This window comes from Paralcaligenes ureilyticus (assembly GCF_004346225.1).
In the GTDB taxonomy this organism is placed as follows: Bacteria; Pseudomonadota; Gammaproteobacteria; order Burkholderiales; family Burkholderiaceae_B; genus Paralcaligenes; species Paralcaligenes ureilyticus.
In genome coordinates this window covers 115,704-135,507 of record NZ_SMAJ01000009.1, presented here as the reverse complement: position 1 = coordinate 135,507, position 19,804 = coordinate 115,704, and the positions used below count along the sequence as shown (strand labels likewise).

Annotated in this window: 20 protein-coding genes; 13 read left to right on the top strand and 7 right to left on the bottom strand. The window is 59.6% G+C overall.

Annotation, left to right across the window (positions count from 1 at the left end; translation table 11 throughout):
- The first annotated feature begins 8 nt into the window (after window positions 1–8).
- From EDC26_RS12965 to EDC26_RS12955, 3 genes are read left to right on the top strand one after another with little or no spacing between them, the layout of a single operon-like run.
- Window positions 9–263: a GlsB/YeaQ/YmgE family stress response membrane protein gene (locus tag EDC26_RS12965; RefSeq protein ID WP_132583249.1), complete on the top strand. Its 255-nt coding sequence runs from the start codon at window positions 9–11 to the stop codon at window positions 261–263.
- Between the two features lie 44 nt (window positions 264–307).
- Window positions 308–1,705 carry a DUF2868 domain-containing protein gene (locus tag EDC26_RS12960; protein WP_132583247.1) on the top strand — a complete coding sequence of 466 codons (1,398 nt, stop codon included), beginning with the start codon at window positions 308–310 and terminating at the stop codon, window positions 1,703–1,705.
- Complete coding sequence (locus tag EDC26_RS12955) at window positions 1,698–3,209, top strand: DUF3482 domain-containing protein (RefSeq protein WP_132583245.1); 1,512 nt, start codon at window positions 1,698–1,700, stop codon at window positions 3,207–3,209. The genes EDC26_RS12960 and EDC26_RS12955 overlap by 8 nt, the downstream gene beginning before the upstream one ends.
- Window positions 3,210–3,278: 69 nt before the next feature.
- On the opposite strand, the gene EDC26_RS12950 is transcribed toward EDC26_RS12955, so the two are convergent.
- From EDC26_RS12950 to EDC26_RS12940, 3 genes are all read right to left on the bottom strand, one after another.
- Window positions 3,279–3,785, bottom strand: coding sequence for a TPM domain-containing protein (locus tag EDC26_RS12950; protein ID WP_132583243.1), 507 nt, complete (start codon window positions 3,783–3,785; stop codon window positions 3,279–3,281).
- A 151-nt stretch (window positions 3,786–3,936) separates the two neighbouring features.
- Window positions 3,937–4,863 (bottom strand): TPM domain-containing protein, encoded by a 927-nt coding sequence (locus tag EDC26_RS12945; RefSeq protein ID WP_132583241.1) that lies wholly within the window; start codon window positions 4,861–4,863, stop codon window positions 3,937–3,939.
- 92 nt (window positions 4,864–4,955) lie between these two features.
- Complete coding sequence (locus EDC26_RS12940; RefSeq protein ID WP_132583239.1) at window positions 4,956–5,576, bottom strand: LemA family protein; 621 nt, start codon at window positions 5,574–5,576, stop codon at window positions 4,956–4,958.
- A gap of 266 nt (window positions 5,577–5,842) precedes the next feature.
- On the opposite strand from EDC26_RS12940, the gene EDC26_RS12935 reads away from it, so the two are divergent.
- From EDC26_RS12935 to EDC26_RS12920, 4 genes are read left to right on the top strand one after another with little or no spacing between them, the layout of a single operon-like run.
- Complete coding sequence (locus EDC26_RS12935; protein ID WP_132583237.1) at window positions 5,843–7,252, top strand: DEAD/DEAH box helicase; 1,410 nt, start codon at window positions 5,843–5,845, stop codon at window positions 7,250–7,252.
- Window positions 7,253–7,294: 42 nt separating this feature from the next.
- On the top strand, window positions 7,295–7,924 hold the full coding sequence (locus EDC26_RS12930; protein WP_132583235.1) for a LysE family transporter: 630 nt from the start codon (window positions 7,295–7,297) through the stop codon (window positions 7,922–7,924).
- A 54-nt stretch (window positions 7,925–7,978) separates the two neighbouring features.
- A complete protein-coding gene (locus tag EDC26_RS12925; RefSeq protein WP_132583233.1) occupies window positions 7,979–9,586 on the top strand; it encodes a peptide chain release factor 3 in 1,608 nt (535 codons plus the stop codon).
- Window positions 9,587–9,639: 53 nt separating this feature from the next.
- A complete protein-coding gene (locus tag EDC26_RS12920; RefSeq protein ID WP_243700909.1) occupies window positions 9,640–10,284 on the top strand; it encodes a hypothetical protein in 645 nt (214 codons plus the stop codon).
- Between the two features lie 54 nt (window positions 10,285–10,338).
- Here EDC26_RS12920 and bfr read toward each other — a convergent pair whose 3' ends face one another.
- From bfr to rpoN, 3 genes are all read right to left on the bottom strand, one after another.
- Window positions 10,339–10,809, bottom strand: a complete 471-nt coding sequence (bfr, locus tag EDC26_RS12915; protein WP_132583229.1) for a bacterioferritin — start codon at window positions 10,807–10,809, stop codon at window positions 10,339–10,341.
- A 128-nt stretch (window positions 10,810–10,937) separates the two neighbouring features.
- Entirely contained in the window at window positions 10,938–11,210 is a 273-nt protein-coding gene (locus EDC26_RS12910) for a (2Fe-2S)-binding protein (RefSeq protein ID WP_132583279.1), read from the bottom strand.
- A gap of 165 nt (window positions 11,211–11,375) precedes the next feature.
- Window positions 11,376–12,788 carry an RNA polymerase factor sigma-54 gene (rpoN, locus tag EDC26_RS12905; RefSeq protein ID WP_132583227.1) on the bottom strand — a complete coding sequence of 471 codons (1,413 nt, stop codon included), beginning with the start codon at window positions 12,786–12,788 and terminating at the stop codon, window positions 11,376–11,378.
- Between rpoN and EDC26_RS12900 the strand changes: the two genes are divergently transcribed.
- Together EDC26_RS12900 and leuA are read left to right on the top strand one after the other, a co-directional pair.
- Window positions 12,787–13,356 (top strand): hypothetical protein, encoded by a 570-nt coding sequence (locus EDC26_RS12900; protein ID WP_207915142.1) that lies wholly within the window; start codon window positions 12,787–12,789, stop codon window positions 13,354–13,356. The genes rpoN and EDC26_RS12900 overlap by 2 nt on opposite strands.
- A 262-nt stretch (window positions 13,357–13,618) precedes the next feature.
- Entirely contained in the window at window positions 13,619–15,316 is a 1,698-nt protein-coding gene (gene leuA / locus EDC26_RS12895; protein WP_132583225.1) for a 2-isopropylmalate synthase, read from the top strand.
- Window positions 15,317–15,374: 58 nt separating this feature from the next.
- On the opposite strand, the gene EDC26_RS12890 is transcribed toward leuA, so the two are convergent.
- Window positions 15,375–15,668 carry a hypothetical protein gene (locus EDC26_RS12890; protein WP_132583223.1) on the bottom strand — a complete coding sequence of 98 codons (294 nt, stop codon included), beginning with the start codon at window positions 15,666–15,668 and terminating at the stop codon, window positions 15,375–15,377.
- Here EDC26_RS12890 and EDC26_RS12885 point away from each other — a divergent pair.
- The 4 genes from EDC26_RS12885 to EDC26_RS12870 are packed head-to-tail and all read left to right on the top strand — an operon-like array spanning window position 15,667 to window position 19,723.
- Window positions 15,667–16,719 (top strand): ABC transporter ATP-binding protein, encoded by a 1,053-nt coding sequence (locus EDC26_RS12885; RefSeq protein WP_132583221.1) that lies wholly within the window; start codon window positions 15,667–15,669, stop codon window positions 16,717–16,719. The two genes, EDC26_RS12890 and EDC26_RS12885, sit on opposite strands and share 2 nt — an antisense overlap.
- Before the next feature lie 20 nt (window positions 16,720–16,739).
- Window positions 16,740–18,035 (top strand): ABC transporter substrate-binding protein, encoded by a 1,296-nt coding sequence (locus EDC26_RS12880; protein WP_132583219.1) that lies wholly within the window; start codon window positions 16,740–16,742, stop codon window positions 18,033–18,035.
- A gap of 6 nt (window positions 18,036–18,041) precedes the next feature.
- Window positions 18,042–18,923, top strand: coding sequence for a carbohydrate ABC transporter permease (locus EDC26_RS12875; protein WP_132583217.1), 882 nt, complete (start codon window positions 18,042–18,044; stop codon window positions 18,921–18,923).
- The gene (locus EDC26_RS12870) at window positions 18,920–19,723 is read left to right on the top strand and encodes a carbohydrate ABC transporter permease (RefSeq protein WP_132583215.1); all 804 of its coding nucleotides are present in this window, start codon (window positions 18,920–18,922) and stop codon (window positions 19,721–19,723) included. Before EDC26_RS12875 ends, EDC26_RS12870 begins: the two co-directional genes overlap by 4 nt.
- The last annotated feature ends 81 nt before the right edge of the window (window positions 19,724–19,804 follow it).

The window sequence follows — 19,804 nt, the reverse complement described above, 5'->3', positions numbered from 1 at the left end:
GGATCGCCATGGGCATCATCAGCATGATCATCGTCGGGTTCATCGTAGGCCTGATTGCGCGGGCCGTCATGCCGGGCGAACAAAAGCTCGGCATCATCATGACCACCGTTCTGGGTATTATTGGTTCGATTGTCGCCGGCTATCTTGGGCACGCGTTGGGCCTGTACAGTCCGGGTGAAGGAGCCGGCTGGATCGGTTCCATCATAGGCGCCGTCATAGTGCTGTTCATCTACGGAATGGTCGTCAGGAAACAGATGCGCTGACCGCGGCGCGCTGCGGTAGCAGCACACCCGGCTCGCCTTCCCTAATGCCTTCAGTCGATTCTTTTTCCACATACTGGCTGGCCGAATTCATCCGTCTGCGCGAAGCGCACTGGGGGCCGATCGAAGACGCCTCCGAAGTGCGCCGCGCACGCGCCGAAGGGCATACTTTCACACAGCGGATTTTGCTGCGCGCAACGCTTTTGGGCAAACGTGAAAGCCTCGATCTGCTGGTTGGGCGCTGGGCCCGAGGGGCTAGAATTGCACTGCTCGGACTGCTTATTGCCGCCGTGCTCGCCGGCGCCGGCGCCGCCCTGGGGGCACTGGGCGACGGCACCCGATCGGTCAACCTTCTGCTGGCGCTCGTGGCGATACTTGGCCTGCATGGTCTCACTTTCCTGATCTGGCTGCTTAGCTTCGGCATGACCGGCCATGGCTCATGGCTCGGACAATTATGGCTGTGGCTTACCCAGAAACTGGCACGCGGCCCCGATGCGGCCCTGGTCCCGCGCGCCCTGGTCGACGTGCTGGGTCGCAACGGGGCACTGCGCTGGATACTCAGCAGCGTCAGCCATGGCCTATGGACGGGCGCTTTCCTCACCTTGCTGCTGACTCTGTTAGGTGTGCTGTCTGCGCGACGCTATGGCTTTAACTGGGAAACCACGCTGCTATCGGCCGACACCTTTGTGCAACTGACTACGGCCATCGGCTGGCTGCCCGAAAAGCTGGGATTTGCGATGCCGTCGGCCGATATGGTGCGAGCCAGCAACGGCCTGCATGCATTACCCGAATCGGTGCAGGCGCTGTGGTCGAGCTGGCTGATCGGTTGCGTCGTCGTCTACGGATTATTACCCAGGCTTTTGAGCCTGCTGCTTAGCCTTTTCATGAGCAGACGCTACCTGGCCGCCATCACACTGGATGAAAACCTGCCTGGCTATGCGAACTTGCGCGAACGCCTGCAGCCCAGCAGTGAAAAAATCGGCGTCGATTCTCCGGCCGGCTTGCGGCCGAACACACGCATCCGGCCCCACACCGGCGCGCCCGAACAAACCGCCAAGTCGCTTATTGTCGGCATCGAACTGCCGCCGGACGAGCCCTGGCCCCCGCAGACGCTGGCCCGGACGATTCAGGATGCGGGCAACATCGATACGCGCGAACAGCGCATGGCCTTGCTCGACCGCCTGCAAGAATACCCCCCGGAAAAACTGCTGATCGTTTGCGATCCTCGGCAAACACCCGATCGCGGCACGATCTCCATGTTGACTGACCTGGCCGGCCTCGCCCGCCAAACTTGCGTGCTACTGCGTCTTGATCCATGCGCCGAACGGGATGCGCGCCTGGCAGCCTGGCAATTACGATTGGGCGCCGCCGGCTTTGAACCCGGGCAGATTTACGCGCGCCACGCCGACGCGTTCGCGTGGCTGGAGGAGCGAGCCGATGAGTGAACGCCCCTTCTTGCGCCTGGCGGTGGTGGGCCACACCAATACCGGCAAGACATCTCTTTTGCGCACACTGACCCGCGACCCCAATTTCGGCGAAGTTCAGGATGAACCCGGTACGACCCGCCATGTGGAAGGTGCGCGCCTGCTGGTGGACGACGCAACAGCGATCGAGCTATTCGACACGCCCGGAATGGAAGACGGCATCGCGCTGCTGGACTACCTGGATCAGCTTGCGCAGCGTGGCCAACGCCTGGACGGGCCGGATAGAATTCGACGCTTTCTGGACTCTCCCGAAAGCAAACGCCGCTTCGAACAGGAAGCCCGCGTGCTGAACAAGCTGCTCGACTGCGACGCCGGCTTGTACGTCGTCGATGTGCGCGATCCGGTGCTGGGCAAATACAAGGACGAGCTGGAGATCCTTGCCAACTGCGGCAAGCCTCTGCTGCCTGTTTTGAACTTTACACGCAGCCCGAGCCATCGCGCCGCCGCCTGGCGTGAAGCATTGGCTCGCCTGGGGCTGCATGCCAACGTCGAATTCGACACGGTGGCGCCCGCGCTCGATGGCGAAGCGCAACTGTACGACAAACTGGCTCTCCTGCTGGATTCGCATGCCGCGCTGTTAAGGGCCTTGAATGAAGATATCGTCTTGCAGCGCGACATCCGCCGTGCCGACGCGATGCGACTGGTTGCCGAACTTCTGGTCGATGTTGCCGCCTGGCATTTGGGAAGCGCCCCGGACCACGAATCATTGGCGCAAACCACCGACACGCTGCGCCGTCAGGTTCGAAAACGCGAGAATCAATGCGTCAAGGCGCTCCTTAAACGCTACAAATTCAAATCGGCGGACTTTCCCTACCATGAGCTGCCGCTGGAAGGGGAACGCTGGGGTATGGACCTGTTTCATCCCCAGGCGTTGCGAGACATGGGTATTCACGTCAGCAAAGGTATTGCGGCCGGCGCCGCAGCCGGCGCCACCATCGATGTATTTACCGCTGGCTTGAGCCTGGGCGCCGCCGCGCTGGCCGGCGCCGTTATAGGCGGCCTATGGCAAGGTTCGGGGCAATACGGCAAACGCATTCTGGGGCGTTTGAAGGGCTATCGGGAGCTGAGCGTCGACGACGCGGTGCTGCGCCTGTTGGGGGTGCGCCAGATAGCCCTGATCAACGCACTTGAACGCCGCGGCCACGCGGCGCAAGGGCCGATAATCCTGGCGCAAGGGTCCAAAAATATCGGGTCGCAGGCGCCGGAAAATGTCGATGAAGAGGCCGGGAAACAATCTGGCGACAACCGTACCGCTATCCAGCACGAGCGAGTCGCCAACGCAAACGACGCAGTCGCACCGGCCACGACATTACACAAAGGCCGCTTGCCGGAGGAACTGGGCGAAGCCCGCAGCCAGCCGCTATGGTCGACCCTAAGCGCCGACTACAGCCCAAGCCCGCGGCGCGAACAAGTCATCAAATCGCTGGCGGACAGAATGGCAGCCACAAGGGCTGCCGCTACATGAGCAAAAGGTATGTTTTGTAGCGGCACCCCTTGTGGGTGCCACCGATCCTCCGCCCCCCGGTACCGCCCCCTACAACAGCACCGGTTCGTCGGGCAGGTCATTGGTGTGGGTAGCGCCTTGGGCCAGCGGCGGGCAGCCTGTGCGCAATACGGCTTCAATGGCATCTATCGCGGCCAGCACGCCGGCCACGTAATCACCCTGCTGCAACCGAACCTGCAACTGCCCGCATATCTGTTCCCAAACCTTATTTTCAGCCGCCACGCCGCGATCGGCGATGACTTCGATATGATGCTTGTCCAATGCCAGGTAAAGCAGAACGCCGGTATTATGCGGCGTATCCCACACCCGCAAGCGGCCGAATACTTCCAGCGCCCTCAAATGGCTTTTGCGTTCATGCGCGGGCGACACAGCCTCGATCGCCACCATCAGCTCACCCGTGTGATCGCGTTCGCCCTGGGCAATGCGCTGGGCGATTTGCTGCAGCAGTTGGGAAGTAAAGTGCTTGCGGCGCAACCAATGCCCTTCAATGAACGCCCACCCGGTGAGCTCCTTCCATTTGCCGCCGTCTTGTCGCACTATTTATCTCCAGAATTTATTTGGGCCGGATGGCAGCCACAAGGGCCGCCGCTACATGATTCGCGGGTACGTTTTGTAGCGGCACCCCTTGTGGGTGCCATTCCCAACCGTTAATGTGCCTGAACTACCAGGCACTACCCGCAGGAAACACCTACCACCCTCCAGAGGCGCCGCCGCCCCCACTGCCGCCGCCCCCGCCACCAAAACCTCCTCCGCCACCTCCAAAACCGCCACCACCGCCTCCAAACCCACCCAGGCCGCCTAATCCGCCGATGATGCCGCCCGCGCGGGAGGCGCGCCCCGACGTGCCCTGGCCGCCTGCACGCATGACTCGTCCGACGCTGCTTAACACCAACGCTACGACGGCCGCCAATATCGCAAGGCCCAGGCTATGGAATATCAGATACCCGAAAAGCGCCGCGGCGAACGCAGCAATGGTTGCGGGCATCACAAAGGCCATGAACGCCAGCGGCAAGAGCATGCCCGCAGAGGTGGAATCGCCGTCGGTCGACCCCTGCGCGGCGTGCGCCGCCACAGGCGGCAAGGCCTCGCCATTGACCAGCTTGATCAGGCTGTCGACGCCCGCGGTCACGCCGCCGGCATAATCGCCCTGTTTGAACCGGGGAGTGATCTGTTCGCGGATGATGCGGCCCGCCAGCAGGTCGGGAACGGCGCCCTCCAGACCATAGCCCACTTCAATGCGCAGACGGTGATCGTCCTTGGCCACGACCAGCAAAATGCCGTCGTCGACTTTCTTGCGGCCCAGTTTCCATTGATCGAATACATGTGTCGCGTATTGCTCGATCGTGGTGGTGCCCGTAGTAGGCACTATTAAAACGGCAATCTGCGACCCTTTGCTTTGCTCCAGGGCGGCCAGCTTTTGCGTCAGGCTGGCCTCGGTCTTGGCGTCCAGCGTGTGAGTCAGATCGGTAACGCGCGCCGTCAGGGTGGGGATGGGCGCCTCCGCCGCGCGTGCGCCCGAGGCAAGGAACGCCAGCCATATCAAACCGAGCAGGCACCAGGCAAGCCCAATCCAGATGCGTTTCAAAAGCGGGCTAAACGGCGTAACAGCATTCATCTTCTCTCTCAATGGCACCCACAAGGGGTGCCGCTACAAAAACGTACCCGCCGCTCACCGCTACAAAACGTACCGCTACATTATCAGACCGGTTATTTCGCCGGCGCTGCCGCCGGCGCGGGGATATCGAACTTGACGGTCGGGTCGCGGGTGATTTGCTCTTGCTTGGATACGCCATAGTTTTCCATGGTGTGGTAGCCAAAAATCTTGGCGGTAATGAGCGTGGGGAACTGGCGCACGACCAGGTTGTATTCCTGCACGGCCTGCACATAGCGCCCGCGTTCGGTGGCAATGCGATTTTCGGTGCCCTCGAGCTGCGTCATCAAATCGCGAAACAGCCCGTCGCTTTTGAGCTGCGGATAATTCTCCGATACGGCGATCAGGCGCGACAGTGCCGACGACAACTGGCTTTGGGCCGCGGTAAATTTTTTCATGACCTCGGGATTATCAAGGTCTTTGGCGCTGATCTGGATGCTGCCCACCTTGGAGCGGGCTTCGGTGACCTGGGTCAGCACCTGGCGCTCGTTGACCATATAGGCATTCACGGAGCTGACCAGCTTGGGCACCAGCTCGGCGCGACGCTCGTATTGGTTAAGCGTTTGCGACCACGTCGTTTTAACCTGTTCATCCAGACGCTGAATGTCGTTATAGCCGCAGCCCGACAATAGCAAGGTTAAGCAGGGCAAAAGCACCAACAGCAGAAATCGTTTCATATATCGTCTACCAGGATGAGCGAGATTCAAGATTACAGCAGGTTGCGCCGGCATTGCCAAGCATGGAAATGCAAAGTATCGACAGGCCGGCGGCATGGAACCGATAACTACGTTACAATCGCTCGTTCGCGTGTCCTGCCAGTCAACTCGCGTCTTGCAAGCTATCTTATGCTTTGCTGGCTGATTCTCAGCCCTCAACTTCTTTTTCGTCTGCCTAGATTGGTCTCTCTCAACTCGAGCGATAGGCTGTCGCTGGAGTTTTTTCCTTGAATACCCAAACCTCGTTTGCCTCGCTCGGCCTGGCAGAACCCCTTATGCGCGCCATTTTGGACGTCGGCTATACCCAGCCCACGCCTATTCAGGCCCAAGCCATACCCGAAGTGCTAAAAGGCATCGACCTGCTGGCGGCGGCCCAAACCGGCACCGGCAAAACGGCAGGCTTTACCCTGCCCATTCTGCACCTTTTGCTGCAGCACCCCGCCGCCCTTAAAAAGGCGGGGCGGCCGCGTTGCCTGATCCTGACCCCTACTCGCGAGCTGGCGGCGCAAGTCGAGGAATCGGTACGCACTTATGGCCAGCACACGTCGATACGTTCCATGGTGATGTTTGGCGGAGTGAATATCAATCCGCAGATCAACGCGCTGCGCAAGCCGCTGGACATCCTGGTTGCAACTCCCGGGCGCCTGCTGGACCACGCACAACAAAAAACCGTGGATTTATCGGGCGTGGAAATCCTGGTGCTCGACGAAGCCGACCGCATGCTGGACATGGGCTTTATTCGCGACATCAAACGCATCATTGCCCTGATGCCCAAAACCCGCCAGAACCTATTGTTCTCGGCCACATTCTCGGACGAAATCCGCGAACTTTCCAAAGGCGTGCTGAATAAACCCGTCGAAGTGTCCGTCGCGCGCCGCAACACGGCCTCGGAACTGGTGACCCAGAGCGTGGTCATGACCGAGCCTTCCCATAAACGCGACCTGCTCAGCTTCATCATCCGCGAAAGCGGCTGGCATCAGGTGCTGGTGTTTACACGCACCAAGCACGGCGCCAACCGCCTGACCGAAAAACTGGTCAAGGACGGCCTGTCGGCGGCCGCGATCCACGGCAACAAAAGCCAGGCGGCGCGCACCCGCGCCCTGGCCGGCTTCAAGGACGGCAAAGTCGCCGTGCTGGTCGCCACCGATATCGCCGCCCGCGGACTGGACATCGATCACTTGCCCAATGTGGTCAACTTCGAACTGCCCAATATCCCCGAAGATTACGTGCATCGCATCGGACGCACCGGCCGCGCCGGAGTCGAGGGCTGCGCCTTGTCGCTCGTGGACAAGACTGAGATCAAATTTCTTAACGACATTGAAAAAATGCTCAAGAAATCCATACCACGCACCACCATCGACGGTTGGTCGCCCACCATGGTCAAGGCAGAACCCGCCAATGCCCGCGATCAGCGCGATGACCGGCCGCCCCGGCGTTCAGGCGCCCCCGGTCACTCGCAGCGCCACACTAGCCGCCCGGGCGACAATGCACGCACCGCCGCGCCCAGAGGGCGTCAGGACACAAACGGCCGGCCCGGCAGTCCTGCGCGGCACGCGGCACCGTCGGGTGTGGCCCCCGTCCGCGCGCGCAGCAGCCGTCCCACCGGTGCGCCACGCCCAGCCCTTTTAGGCAAATAAGGCCTGTCTGGAACCCGCCCCCGAACTCTTTGACGACGCACCATGTCTTTATCCACTTGGCTAGCCTTTTTTGTAGCGTCCTGGGCTATCTCGTTCTCGCCGGGGCCGGGCGCGCTGTCCGCCATGGCTTCGGGGCTGAAATACGGCTTCAAGCGCGGCTACTGGAATATATTCGGCCTGGAGATAGGCATCCTGTGCCAGTTGCTGGTGGTGGCACTGGGCCTGGGAGCCCTGCTGGCCACCTCCGAGACGGCCTTCAGCATCGTTAAATGGGTGGGTGCAATTTACCTGATCTACCTGGGCTGGAAACAGTTTCGCACCGACGCGATGCCGGTAGCCGTCCAGGCCAGAACGGCGGCGCCCTTTCACTTTCGCGAAGTGGTTGCACGCGGCTTTCTGGTCAATATCACCAACCCCAAGGGCACCATGTTCCTGCTGGCCGTCGTGCCCCAGTTTCTGGATCTGTCGCATCCTTTGGCGATGCAGTATGTCATCATCGGCGCCACGCTGTGCTTCACCGACCTGGTTGCCATGAGCTGCTACACGTCGCTGGCCTCGCGCATCCTGGGCCTGCTGCGCAAACCCGGGCATATTCGCTGGCTCAATCGCACCTTCGGCGCCATGTTCATCCTGGCCGGCACGGTGCTGGCCTCATTCAGTCACCACAAATAAGGCATGGCCGATCGCAGCGCAATGCACGAGAACGGCACACGCTAAAATCCTTTTATGAGTATTAGTCAAGAAGTCGCCCGGCGACGCACCTTCGCCATTATTTCCCACCCCGATGCGGGTAAAACCACCCTGACTGAAAAGCTGTTGCTGTTCGCAGGCGCGATTCAGATCGCCGGCAGCGTCAAGGCGCGCAAGGCCAGCCGCCATGCCTCATCGGACTGGATGGAAATCGAGAAGCAACGCGGCATCTCGGTGGCCTCGTCGGTCATGCAAATGGAATATCGCGGCTGCGTTCTGAACCTGCTGGATACGCCCGGGCACCAGGATTTTTCCGAAGACACCTATCGGGTGCTTACCGCCGTGGATGCCGCGCTGATGGTGATCGACGCCGCCAACGGCGTGGAACCGCAAACCCTCAGGCTGCTGCAAGTCTGCCGCGCCCGCAACACGCCCATCATCACCTTCATCAACAAACTCGATCGCGAGGTTCAGGAGCCATTGAACCTGCTCGCCGAAATCGAATCGCACCTGGGTATGGATGCCGTGCCCTTTTCGTGGCCCGTGGGCATGGGCCGATTGTTTGGCGGAGTCTTCGACATACGGCGCAATCGCATGCGCGTATTCAGGGCGGGCCAGGAACGCCGAGGCGACCACGACGAGATTATCGAAGGCCTGGACAACCCCTTGATTGCCGAACGCTTTGGCGACTCCTTTGCCAAAGCCCACGAGGAAATCGAGCTTATCGCAGCGGCCGCCCCCGCGTTCGATCATGCGGCCTTTCTGGCCGGCCGGCAGACGCCGGTTTTCTTCGGCTCGGCCATCAATAATTTCGGCGTGCAAGAGGTGCTTGACGCCTTGGTCGACCTGGCCCCCAAGCCCGGGCCGCGCACTGCGCTGCAGCGCGAAGTGCAGCCCGAAGAGCCCAAATTCAGCGGTGTGGTCTTCAAGGTTCAGGCCAATATGGACCCCGCGCACCGCGACCGGGTTGCTTTTGTCCGAGTCAGTTCGGGGCGCTTTGACCGCGGCATGCGCCTGACGGTCTCGCGCACGGGAAAGGAAATACGCCCCAACAACGTCGTGTCCTTCCTGTCCCAACGCCGCGAACTGGTTGACCAGGCTTATGCGGGCGACGTGATCGGCATTCCCAACCACGGCGTGCTGCAACTGGGCGACGTGCTTACCGAAGGCGAAACCCTGCAGTTCACCGGCCTGCCTTTCTTTGCTCCCGAACTCTTCCAGGCGGTTGAAGTCAAGGATCCCTTGCGCATCAAGCAACTACGCACGGGATTGATTCAGCTTGGCGAAGAAGGCGCCATCCAGGTGTTTCGCCCCGAAGCGGTCGGCGGCTCTTTGCTGCTGGGCGCCATCGGGCAATTGCAATTTGAAGTGGTGGCACACCGGCTTAAACACGAATACGGCGTGGATGCCCGGCTTATGCCATCTCGTTACAACATGGCACGCTGGATTACATCTGACGATCCCAAGGATTTACGCAAGTTTATGGATGCCAACGCAGCCCATATCGCCTATGATGTCGTCGATGCCACGGCCTTCCTGCTTAGCTCTCCGGCTCAGTTACGCGTGGCGCAAGAGCTTTATCCGAAGGTTCAATTTCATGTCATGCGCGAGCACGGCGGCAGGGTTTTCGGTAAAACGGCCTGAGTTTATACTAGGTTTAATTCTCCAGACCGAGGGTAAGAATGTCCTGGCGCTTCATGATTGTTGTACTACTGGCCGCAGCCGGTGCCTCCGTGTGGGGCGGCCTGCGTCTGGGAGACTGGCTGGTCGCCCACGGGCCTGCCGCCAAGACAGTATCCGGCGAACCGCTGGTTGCAACCGTGCCGGTGCTTGACGCCAACGGCAAACCGTACGTAGCCCAACCGCCCCAACCTCTGGTCAATGGCCAATTGAAAGTTCCCGAACCGATCCCTCCGGTGGACTGGAAGATCCCCGAGAAATCGCTGGCAGGCCTCTCGACCAATGGCATCGTCGACCTGGCCACGACCACGATCACCATGGACGAAGCCAAGCAAATTGCAGCAGGCAGCGGCCAGCAAGCCCTGACGGGCATTGCCGACGTAAGTGGGCTGAACCTGGGTGGCGATTCGAAAACATCACCCGTCACACAGCCGATACAACCCATCGAGGTCCCCGAAGTTCCCCCGCCGACCACGACCGCCCCTGCCGCGCCGGTGAACACCAGCAAAGCATGGCAGGCCAGCCTGCGGCAGGAAATCCTCGCCTGCAGCGCTCAGAGCTTTTTCGATAGACCCAGCTGCGCATGGGCGGCGCGCAATAAATACTGCGAGCCTAATAATGCCTGGGGCAAGGTGCACGACTGTCCGGCCAAAAGCTTTTAGCGGCCACGTTGGCGATTTGCATCCGGATGGCCTGGCGAACTCGGGTGAATTCGATCATTCATCCATCTGAGATTGCAGATAATTCTGTACGCCCACTTTGTCGACCAGCTCCATTTGCGTTTCCAGCCAATCGATATGCTCCTCGGTATCGTTGAGAATATCCTGGAACAAATCGCGCGAAACGAAATCGCGCACCGATTCACAGTACGCCATGGCTTCCTTGACCGTGCCTTGAGCGCCCGACTCCAGAGTGTGGTCGGCCTTAAGGATTTCGGGAACGTTCTCACCGATTAAAAGCTTGTGCAAGTCCTGCAGGTTGGGCAGGCCCTCGAGCATGAAGATGCGCTCGATCAGCCGGTCGGCGTGCTTCATCTCGCCCACGGACTCTTCATATTCGTGCTTGCCCAGCTTGTTCAAACCCCAATGACGCAGCATGCGCGCATGCAGAAAATATTGATTGATGGCGGTCAGTTCGTTTTTGAGCTGCTTGTTAAGATGCTGGATGACGGTCTTATCACCTTTCATTGCAATGCTCCTGATCTATGGGTCGGGTTCGCGCCGCCTCGACGCGTACGCTGATCGACACTCGCGGCCGATCAACCATAGACTACCACGCCAATACGGCGTTGGCATGCTGCAGGAATGCGGGGAATTCAGGCGCGGCGCGCGACGGTTTCGACCAGGGTCGTGGCGGCGGCATCATTGGCCGCGGGACCCGCGATGGATCTGGCGCCCAGCCCATGTTCATTGTGCAACGGGCTGTCATAATGCCCGCCCGGCAGGTATTGAACCGCCGTTTCGGCGCAGCAGCCACAACATGTCGCGATCCCAAGCTGCGCCTGAAGATCGGACAAGCTGCCCGCCCCGTCGGCCACAGCCGCCTGGACATCGCGCTCGGTAATTGCGTTGCAGATACAAACAAACATGAGAACCATTATCATCCAATGGCTGAAAATAATCAAGCCCGCGGCGATGTTTTAAGGCGTTTTTGTAGCGACAGGCCTTGTGCCTGTCATCGATGCAAAATACGATCTCTGTTGTTAACGATTTTGGCAGCCACAAGGGCTGCCACTACAAAACCGCCGCCAACGCTACGCCAACGTAGCCCTGGCTCGGCGCAAAGAGGCCGATTCAATCCCCGCCGCTTCACGATATTTGGCCACGGTGCGGCGCGCGATCGTCACCCCCTGCTCGCCCAGACTGGTTGCAATCTGGCTGTCGGACAAGGGCTTTTTACTGGACTCGCCCGACACCAGCTTGGCAATCAACGAGCGCACCGCCGTGGCCGACGTAGCCAACCCATCATCGGTATCGAGCGCGACACCAAAAAAATACTTCAGCTCCAGCACGCCACAAGGCGTAGCCACAAATTTCTGTCGGGTCGCGCGCGAGACCGTTGACTCGTGCATCTCGAGCGCCTGGGCGATATCGCGCAGCAGCAAAGGGCGCATCGCGTGCGCGCCCTGCTCGAAAAATGCCTGCTGACGATCGACAATGGCCTGTGCGACGCGCAAAATTGTTTCAAATCGTTGATGAACATTCTTGATCAGGCCGCGCGCCTGCTGCAGCTGTTCATGCATGAGACCTCGTTGGGGCGCCTCGCCCAGCCAGGATTCATATTGCGGATGGACACGCAGTTTGGGCAGCACGGACGGATTCAGCCGCGCCAGCCAGCGCCGCCCCGCCTTATGCACCAGCACATCAGGATTGACATAGTCGGCCTGCGAGCCGGCCCACGCACGGCCCGGGCGCGGCTCAAGGCTCAGCAACAAAGCATGGGCCTGGCGCAGAACGTCCTGCGTACATCCAAGCGCCTCGCGCAATCGGGTCAAATTGCCTGACGCCAGCAAATCGAGATGGCGCTCGGCCAATTGGCGAGCACACCGCAAAATCGATGGATCACAACGCTGCGCTACCGGCACGAGAGCCATCTGCAGCAACAGGCATTCGGCCAGGGACCGCGCTCCAACGCCCGCGGGATCAAACGACTGAAGCAAGCGCAAAGCCACCTCAAGCTCCTGGACATCCACTTCAAGCTCGGACGGAAGGCACTGCGCCATGTCGTCCAGGGTGGACGGCAGATAGCCGTTCTCGTCCAGCTCCTCGATCAATAGCGTGATCAAGGCCAAATCCCGGGGCCCGGCCCGGGTCAGACGCAATTGACCCAGCAGATGCTGGCCCAGGGTTTCGGGCTGGGCGGCGTCGGGCCGTTCCGAATCCGCGTAGGGATCAGCGCTACGGCTGGGCAAAGACAGGACCGGCCATTCGTCACGCGGCGAATCGGGCTCCTCGAGTTTCGCCTCGGGCCGATCAATGTCATACTCTTCCTGTCGCTCAAGCAAGGGGTTGTCCAGAACGGCCTGAGCAATTTCGTGTTCCAGCTCCTGCGCCGAAAGCTGCAGCAAACGGATCGATTGCTGCAGCTGCGGGGTCAGCGCCAATTGCTGATGGTTACGAAGTTCTAAAGTCTGACGCGCTGTCATATTGGGTACAATAATTTGCATGAAACAGAACCTGACGCCACAACCCACTCGCCACGACGACACCGTGTTGCGCAACGCTTTGCTCAAGCTGACGGCAACGCAGAAAATAACCTGCACCGTCGTTATTGCCGTGGTGGCACTCGTTTGGTATGACCTGCTCAATCGAGTGATGGACTTCGGCCACGGCATCGATTATGCAGGATTGCACGCATTCGGTCCGCAAGCCGTCGAAATACTGCAGCAATACAACTCTTTTTTCTGGTGGGCGGTAGTGGCGCTATGCACGCTCATTATTGCCTATTTCCTGTACCGGTTCATTCGCAGCAGCCAGGAAAAGGTGCAGAGCAAACTGGTCAGCGCCGAAATGTTCGGCGAAATCGTCAACCAGTTATCGGAACCCGCCCGGGAAGTGCTGCGTTGGGCCTGGCTGGACCGGCGCAACCCGGTCAGCGTTGGAGATTTGCAACGCACCGCTCACGAATTGCGAGCGCGGCGCGCCGCAAAAATCAGTCTGGCGCGCGAACATGCTCAGGCATTGGAGACGCCGCCGACGGCCGACACTCAGGCCAAAAACTTGCAATCTTCGTAAAAATGTGTTCGACTAGCAACATGAAATCGCGCGATTTTCCTCCAAACGCCTATGCCCGCAGCAACGCTGCCGGCGGCGTTGCGCATTCTCGTCTGCTACCTGCCGCACTATCGCTGCTACTACTGATCGGTTGCCGGACCTAGCGTCCTGTGGCAGTCCGGCAGCCCTCACGCCACGTTATTTCCGTCACCCGCGCGCACTGCGCACGCGAATTCAATTCCCGGTGACCACGGCTTGTAGATTTTGCTAAATTAGGTGCAACATGCTCTCCACTCCATCAGACCGATATCGTCCATTCCACCCGTTCGCCCACGAATTCTCCGAGCGAACCTGGCCCAGCAAGCGCATTACCCACCCGCCCATCTGGATGAGCACCGATTTGCGCGACGGCAATCAGTCCTTGATCGAGCCCATGAGCGTGGAGCGCAAGCTGCGTTTCTTCGAACAGCTGCTGAAAATCGGCTTCAAAGAAATCGAAGTCGGCTTCCCGTCGGCCTCGCAAACCGATTTTGACTTCGTGCGCAAGCTGGTCGACGAAAAGCGCATCCCCGACGACGTAACGATCATTGTCCTGACCCAGTCGCGCGAAGACCTGATCCGCCGCACGGTCGAATCGGCGGCGGGAGCCAAACAGGCCATTGTCCATCTGTACAACGCCTGCGCCCCGGCATTTCGCAAGATCGTCTTCAACATGAGCCGCGACGAAGTCAAGGAAATCGCCATCTCCGGAACCCGCCTGGTCAAGGAGTGCACGGCACAACACCCCGAAACCCGCTGGCGCTACGAATATTCGCCCGAAGTATTCAGCACTACCGAACCCGAGTTCGCGCTGGAAGTGTGCAACGCCGTCGCCCAGACCTGGCAGCCCACTCCCGAATCGAAAATCATTTTCAATCTGCCCGCCACGATCGAAGCCACCACGCCCAACCTGTATGCCGACCAGATCGAATGGATGCATAAAAACCTGAAGCAGCGCGACTGCATCGTATTGAGCGTTCACCCCCACAACGACCGCGGCACGGCCGTGGCGGCGGCGGAATTTGCCGTCATGGCCGGCGCAGACCGCATCGAAGGCTGTCTGTTCGGCAACGGCGAACGCACCGGCAACGTCGACTTGGTTACGCTCGCGCTTAATCTGTACACGCAGGGCATACACCCCGGGCTGGATTTCTCGGACATCGACGAAGTGCGGCGCTGCGTCGAATACTGCAACCAGTTGCCGGTTCATCCGCGCCACCCCTACGCCGGAGACCTGGTCTTTACTGCGTTCTCGGGCTCCCATCAGGACGCCATCAAAAAAGGCTTTGCGCGCCAGGAAGCCGACGCGCTGTGGGAAGTCCCCTATCTGCCTATCGACCCGGCCGACCTGGGCCGCAGCTACGATGCCGTCATACGCGTCAATAGCCAGTCAGGCAAGGGCGGGGTATCGTACCTGCTCGAGCACGAACACGGCCTGGCGCTCCCGCGCCGCCTGCAAATCGAATTCAGCCGCGCCATCCAGCGCGTGACCGACGAGACCGGCGCCGAAGTCACCGCCACGGCCGTCTACGATATTTTCAGCAAAGAATATCTGGAACAGGAACAACCCTTGAAGTTGATCCGCCACCGCATCACCGGCGACCCCACCGCCGGCAGCGGCCATCAGTTTGTCATCGATGCCGAGATCGAAGACCATGGCGAGGTACGCCATTTGTCGGGCAAAGGAGACGGCGCCATCGCGGCCTTCGTCAATGCGCTGGGCCTGCCCATACGCATCATGGACTATCACGAACACGCCATCGGAACCGGCACCGATACACGCGCCGCATCGTATGTGGAATTGCGGGTCGGCGATTCGCCTACCGGCTTCGGCGTGGGCATCCACCGCGATATCGTGACCTCGTCATTCCTGGCGATTCTGGTGGCCGTCAACCGGCACACGGCAAGCGTGGGGCAGCCTGCCGAGGCTTTGATGGCCTGAGATCGGCTGCATGACTCAAAGGGCCTCTTCGGAGGCCCTGATTTTTTCCCCGCGACGCTCAAGTGTTTGACGTTTGCGTGATCGTTGTAGCGGCAGCCCTTGTGGCTGCCATCGGCGTTCCATAAATACCGCAACGATTCTCAACGATTTTGGCAGCCACAAGGGCTGCCGCTACATGAGCAATGGGTTGGTTTTGTAGCGGCAGCCTTAGGGTAAACACTGTCACATACACGTCATGGTAAGTGCTTAAAATCAATTCGTTACTTACCTTGGGGCCTGAACGACGGGCTGCGGCTTGGTGCTGCTTTTGACCAAGTCCGACGGCCCCTGAATAAATAATTAAAGCGCTCATGTCTTCCATCGTTCTGGATCGTATCAGCAAGCAATACAGCGACGCACCCGCTGCGGTTAAAGACGTCAGCTTTACGGTGAATGCGGGTACCTTCACGGTTTTGCTGGGGCCGTCGGGCTGCGGCAAGTCGACCACGCTTCGAATGATCGCAGGATTAGACAGCCCCAGCGCGGGGCATATCCACATTGGCGCGCGCGACGTGACGAACCTGCCGCCCTCCAAGCGCAAGATTTCGATGGTGTTCCAGTCTTATGCCCTGTTCCCGCACCTGTCCGTGCGCGAAAATATTCTTTTCGGGCTGAGGGTTCGAAAAGAACCTTCACGCGACTTCAACCGCCGCCTGCAGCGCGTGGCCGATCTGCTGGGTCTGGCGCCACTGCTTGATCGCAAGCCTTCCCAGTTATCGGGCGGGCAGCAACAGCGTGTCGCCCTTGGGCGTGCCGTCATCTCCGAAGCGCCCGTCTGCCTGATGGACGAGCCTCTGTCGAACCTCGATGCCCAGCTGCGCCACGAGATGCGACGCGAAATTCGCGCGCTACAGCAAAGCCTGGGCATTACGATGATCTACGTGACGCATGACCAGACCGAAGCCATGAGCATGGCTGACCGGGTCGTGTTGCTGCAGCATGGGCAGGTCGAGCAGCACGACGCGCCCGAACAGTTGTACGCCTGCCCGCGCACCGAATTCGCCGCGCGCTTCATTGGCACGCCACCCATGAACTTGTTGCATCTGGACGCCGATGGTCAGCGAATCGCCGGATGCGATGCTCCGATTGCCGCGCCGCACGGAGTTGGAGCGCGCAAGCTGGGAATTCGCCCCGAGCATATTTCGATTACCGATAACGGCGACGTGGCAGCGACCGTCGAAGGGGTGGAGTATTTCGGTGCGGACAGTATCGTCGTATGCACGGTAGGCACCAACACAGGCATCGCCATTCGGGTGGCCGGGCATCTGCGTGTCCGGCCCGCAGAAGCGCTCAAGCTATCTTGGCGCCCGCAACAGCAGCACTTCTTTGACGCTTCGGGTCAGGCCATTATGGCTGACTCATAATCTTCTATGAGGAAACTAGTATGCGACGCATCGTTCTGAAAGCTCTGGCCCTCGGTCTGGCAAGCGCAATGGGCACGCTCCCGGCATGGTCTGAAGCTAAACCAGTGGAACTGGAGTTTTATTACCCCGTGGCCGTCGGCGGCCCGATCACCAAGATCGTCGACAATGACGTCGCGCGCTTTGAAAAGGCCAATCCCGATATCAAGATCAAGGCGATTTATGCCGGTTCCTATCAAGATGCCGTGGCCAAGGCGTTGACGGCGCAAAAAGGCGGAAACCCGCCGCAGGTAGCGGTTTTACTGTCCACCGATATGTTCACGCTGATCGATCAGGACGCGATTGTTCCTGTGGACTCTTTCGTGAAGACCGACGCCGATAAAAAATGGATGGGAAGTTTCTACGACGCTTTCATGCAGAACAGCCGCACCGCCGGTAAAACCTGGGGGATCCCCTTCCAGCGCTCCACCATTGTCATGTATTACAACAAGGACATGTTCAAGCAGGCGGGCCTGGATCCCAACCACCCACCCGGCACCTGGGACGAACTGGTGGCCGATGCCAAAAAGCTGACCAAACGCAATGCCGACGGCCAGGTGACGCAATGGGGGCTCGAGATTCCGTCGGGCGGCGCCTATGCGTACTGGATGTTCCAGGCGCTGACTACCCCCAATAAAGCCATACTCATGAATTCGGCGGGCAACGAGGTTTATTTCGACAAGCCGGCTGTGATCCAGGCGCTGCAGTTCTGGCGTGATCTGGCCTACAAATACAAGGTCATGCCCACCGGTACGATAGACTGGGGCACCACACCCAAAGACTTCCTGGTTGGCAAAACCGCCATCATGTGGACGACTACCGGCAATCTGACCAACGTGCGCAAGAACGCAAAGTTCGATTTCGGCGTAGCGCCCATGCCCAAGGCCCAACAAGGGGGCAGCCCGACCGGCGGCGGTAATTTCTATATTTTCAAGGACAGCACACCCGAGCAGCAGCAGGCCGCATTCACATTCGCCAAGTGGATGACCAGCCCCGAAAACGCGGCGCAATGGAGCATTGACACGGGTTACGTCGCGGTGACGAAACCCGCCTGGAAAACAGAAAAAATGGAGGCTTATGTCAAGCAGGTGCCCCAGGCACTGGTGGCTCGCGATCAACTTACCGTGAGCGTCGCCGAATTCTCCACACACGAAAACCAGCGCGTCACCAAGCTGCTGAATGACAATTTGCAAGCGGTGGTGACCAACGCCAAAACGCCCAAGCAGGCCATGGAAGACGCGCAGCATGCTGCCGACCGCATATTGCGTTCATATAAATAAAGTGGCATGAACCGCCGCGCTTCGTTAAATGCCGTCTATGGCTGGCTGCTATTGCTGCCAGCCATGGTGCTGCTTATCGCCTTCACGCATTACCCGGCTCTGTCTACCCTGTGGCATAGTTTTTTTTCCACGCCAAGGGGCGCCAGGCCGTCGCATTTCGTGGGCTTGAGCAATTACAACGCCATGGTCAACGACCCGGTGTTTTGGCAGGCGCTGTGGAACAACCTGTATTTCGCGCTGGGCACCATCCCGGTTTCCATCGTCATTGCGCTCGTCATGGCGCTGTGGGTCAATCGCAAGTTGACCGGCCGGGGGTTCTTGCGTCTGGCCTATTTCACGCCTACCGTTTTACCCATGATTGCCGTGGCCAATATATGGCTGTTTTTCTATACCCCGCAGTATGGCTTGCTGGCGCAGATCGGGCATTTCCTGGGTTTGCCTTCCATGAACTGGCTGGGCTCGCGCAGGACCGCATTGCCGGCGGTGATGGCGGTCACCGTCTGGAAGGAAGCCGGGTTTTTCATGATTTTTTATCTGGCGGCGCTACAGCAGATTTCACCCTCGGTGCGCGAAGCGGCGCTGCTCGAAGGGGCGTCGCGCTGGCAGTATTTCTGGCGCGTGCTGCTGCCCTTGCTGATGCCCACCACCGTGTTCGTGCTGATCAACGCCCTGATCAACGCGTTTCGCGTGGTCGACCAGATCGTCGTCATGACTAACGGAGGGCCGGACAACGCCAGCACCTTGCTGCTTTTTTACATCTACCAGGTCGGCTTCCAATTCTGGGACACATCATACGCGGCGACCCTGACCGTTGTCCTGCTGGCGGTTCTGGCCTTGACGGCCCTGGCAAGCTTTCGCCGGCTTGACCGCAAGACGCATTACCAATGAAAACGAACCTGCTCGATACCCTGGGCGCCTGGCTGCTGGGCCTGCTGTGGTTCTTGCCGCTGGCCTATACACTATGGGCGGCGTTTCACCCGTCGGCCTATTCCACGCATTTCGACCTGACCGCGCCGCTGACGCTGGCCAATTTCGCGGCGGCGTGGCACGCCGCGCCGTTTGCACGTTATTTCCTGAACACATTCCTGCTGGTCACCATGGTGCTGGTAGCCCAATTCATATTGTCCACCATGGCGGCCTACGCTTTTGCACGCTTCGAATTCAAGGGGCGGGATGTCATGTTCATGCTGGTGCTGCTGCAGCTCATGATCATGCCGGATGTACTCATCGTCGAGAACTACCGCACGATGAGCTGGCTGGGCGTGAACGACACCATTTTTGCCATCGGCCTGCCCTACTTCGCCTCGGCGTTCGGCATCTTCCTGCTAAGGCAAACGTTCAAGACCATCCCGCGCGAGCTGGAAGACGCGGCACGTGTCGAAGGCGCCAATCGCTGGCAGATCCTGATGCGCATATACGTGCCGCTGGCAAAACCGGTTTATATCGCCTATGGGCTGGTATCGATCAGCTATCACTGGAATAATTTTTTGTGGCCGTTGATCATTACCAAATCAGTAAACACGCGACCCATAACGGTGGGCCTACAGGTGTTTGCCTCTTCCGATCAAGGCATCGACTGGTCCGTCATTACCGCGGCAACCCTGCTTAGCGCGGCGCCATTGCTGATTGCGTTCCTGCTGTTCCAGCGGCAATTCGTCCAGTCGTTTATGCGGGCGGGAATTCGTTGATTGGGGAAGGGGGTTGGCTGGATGCGACGCAAGGGTTGGTTATCAGCGGATGACGGAATGTTTGTCGGGATTGTTTGTCGA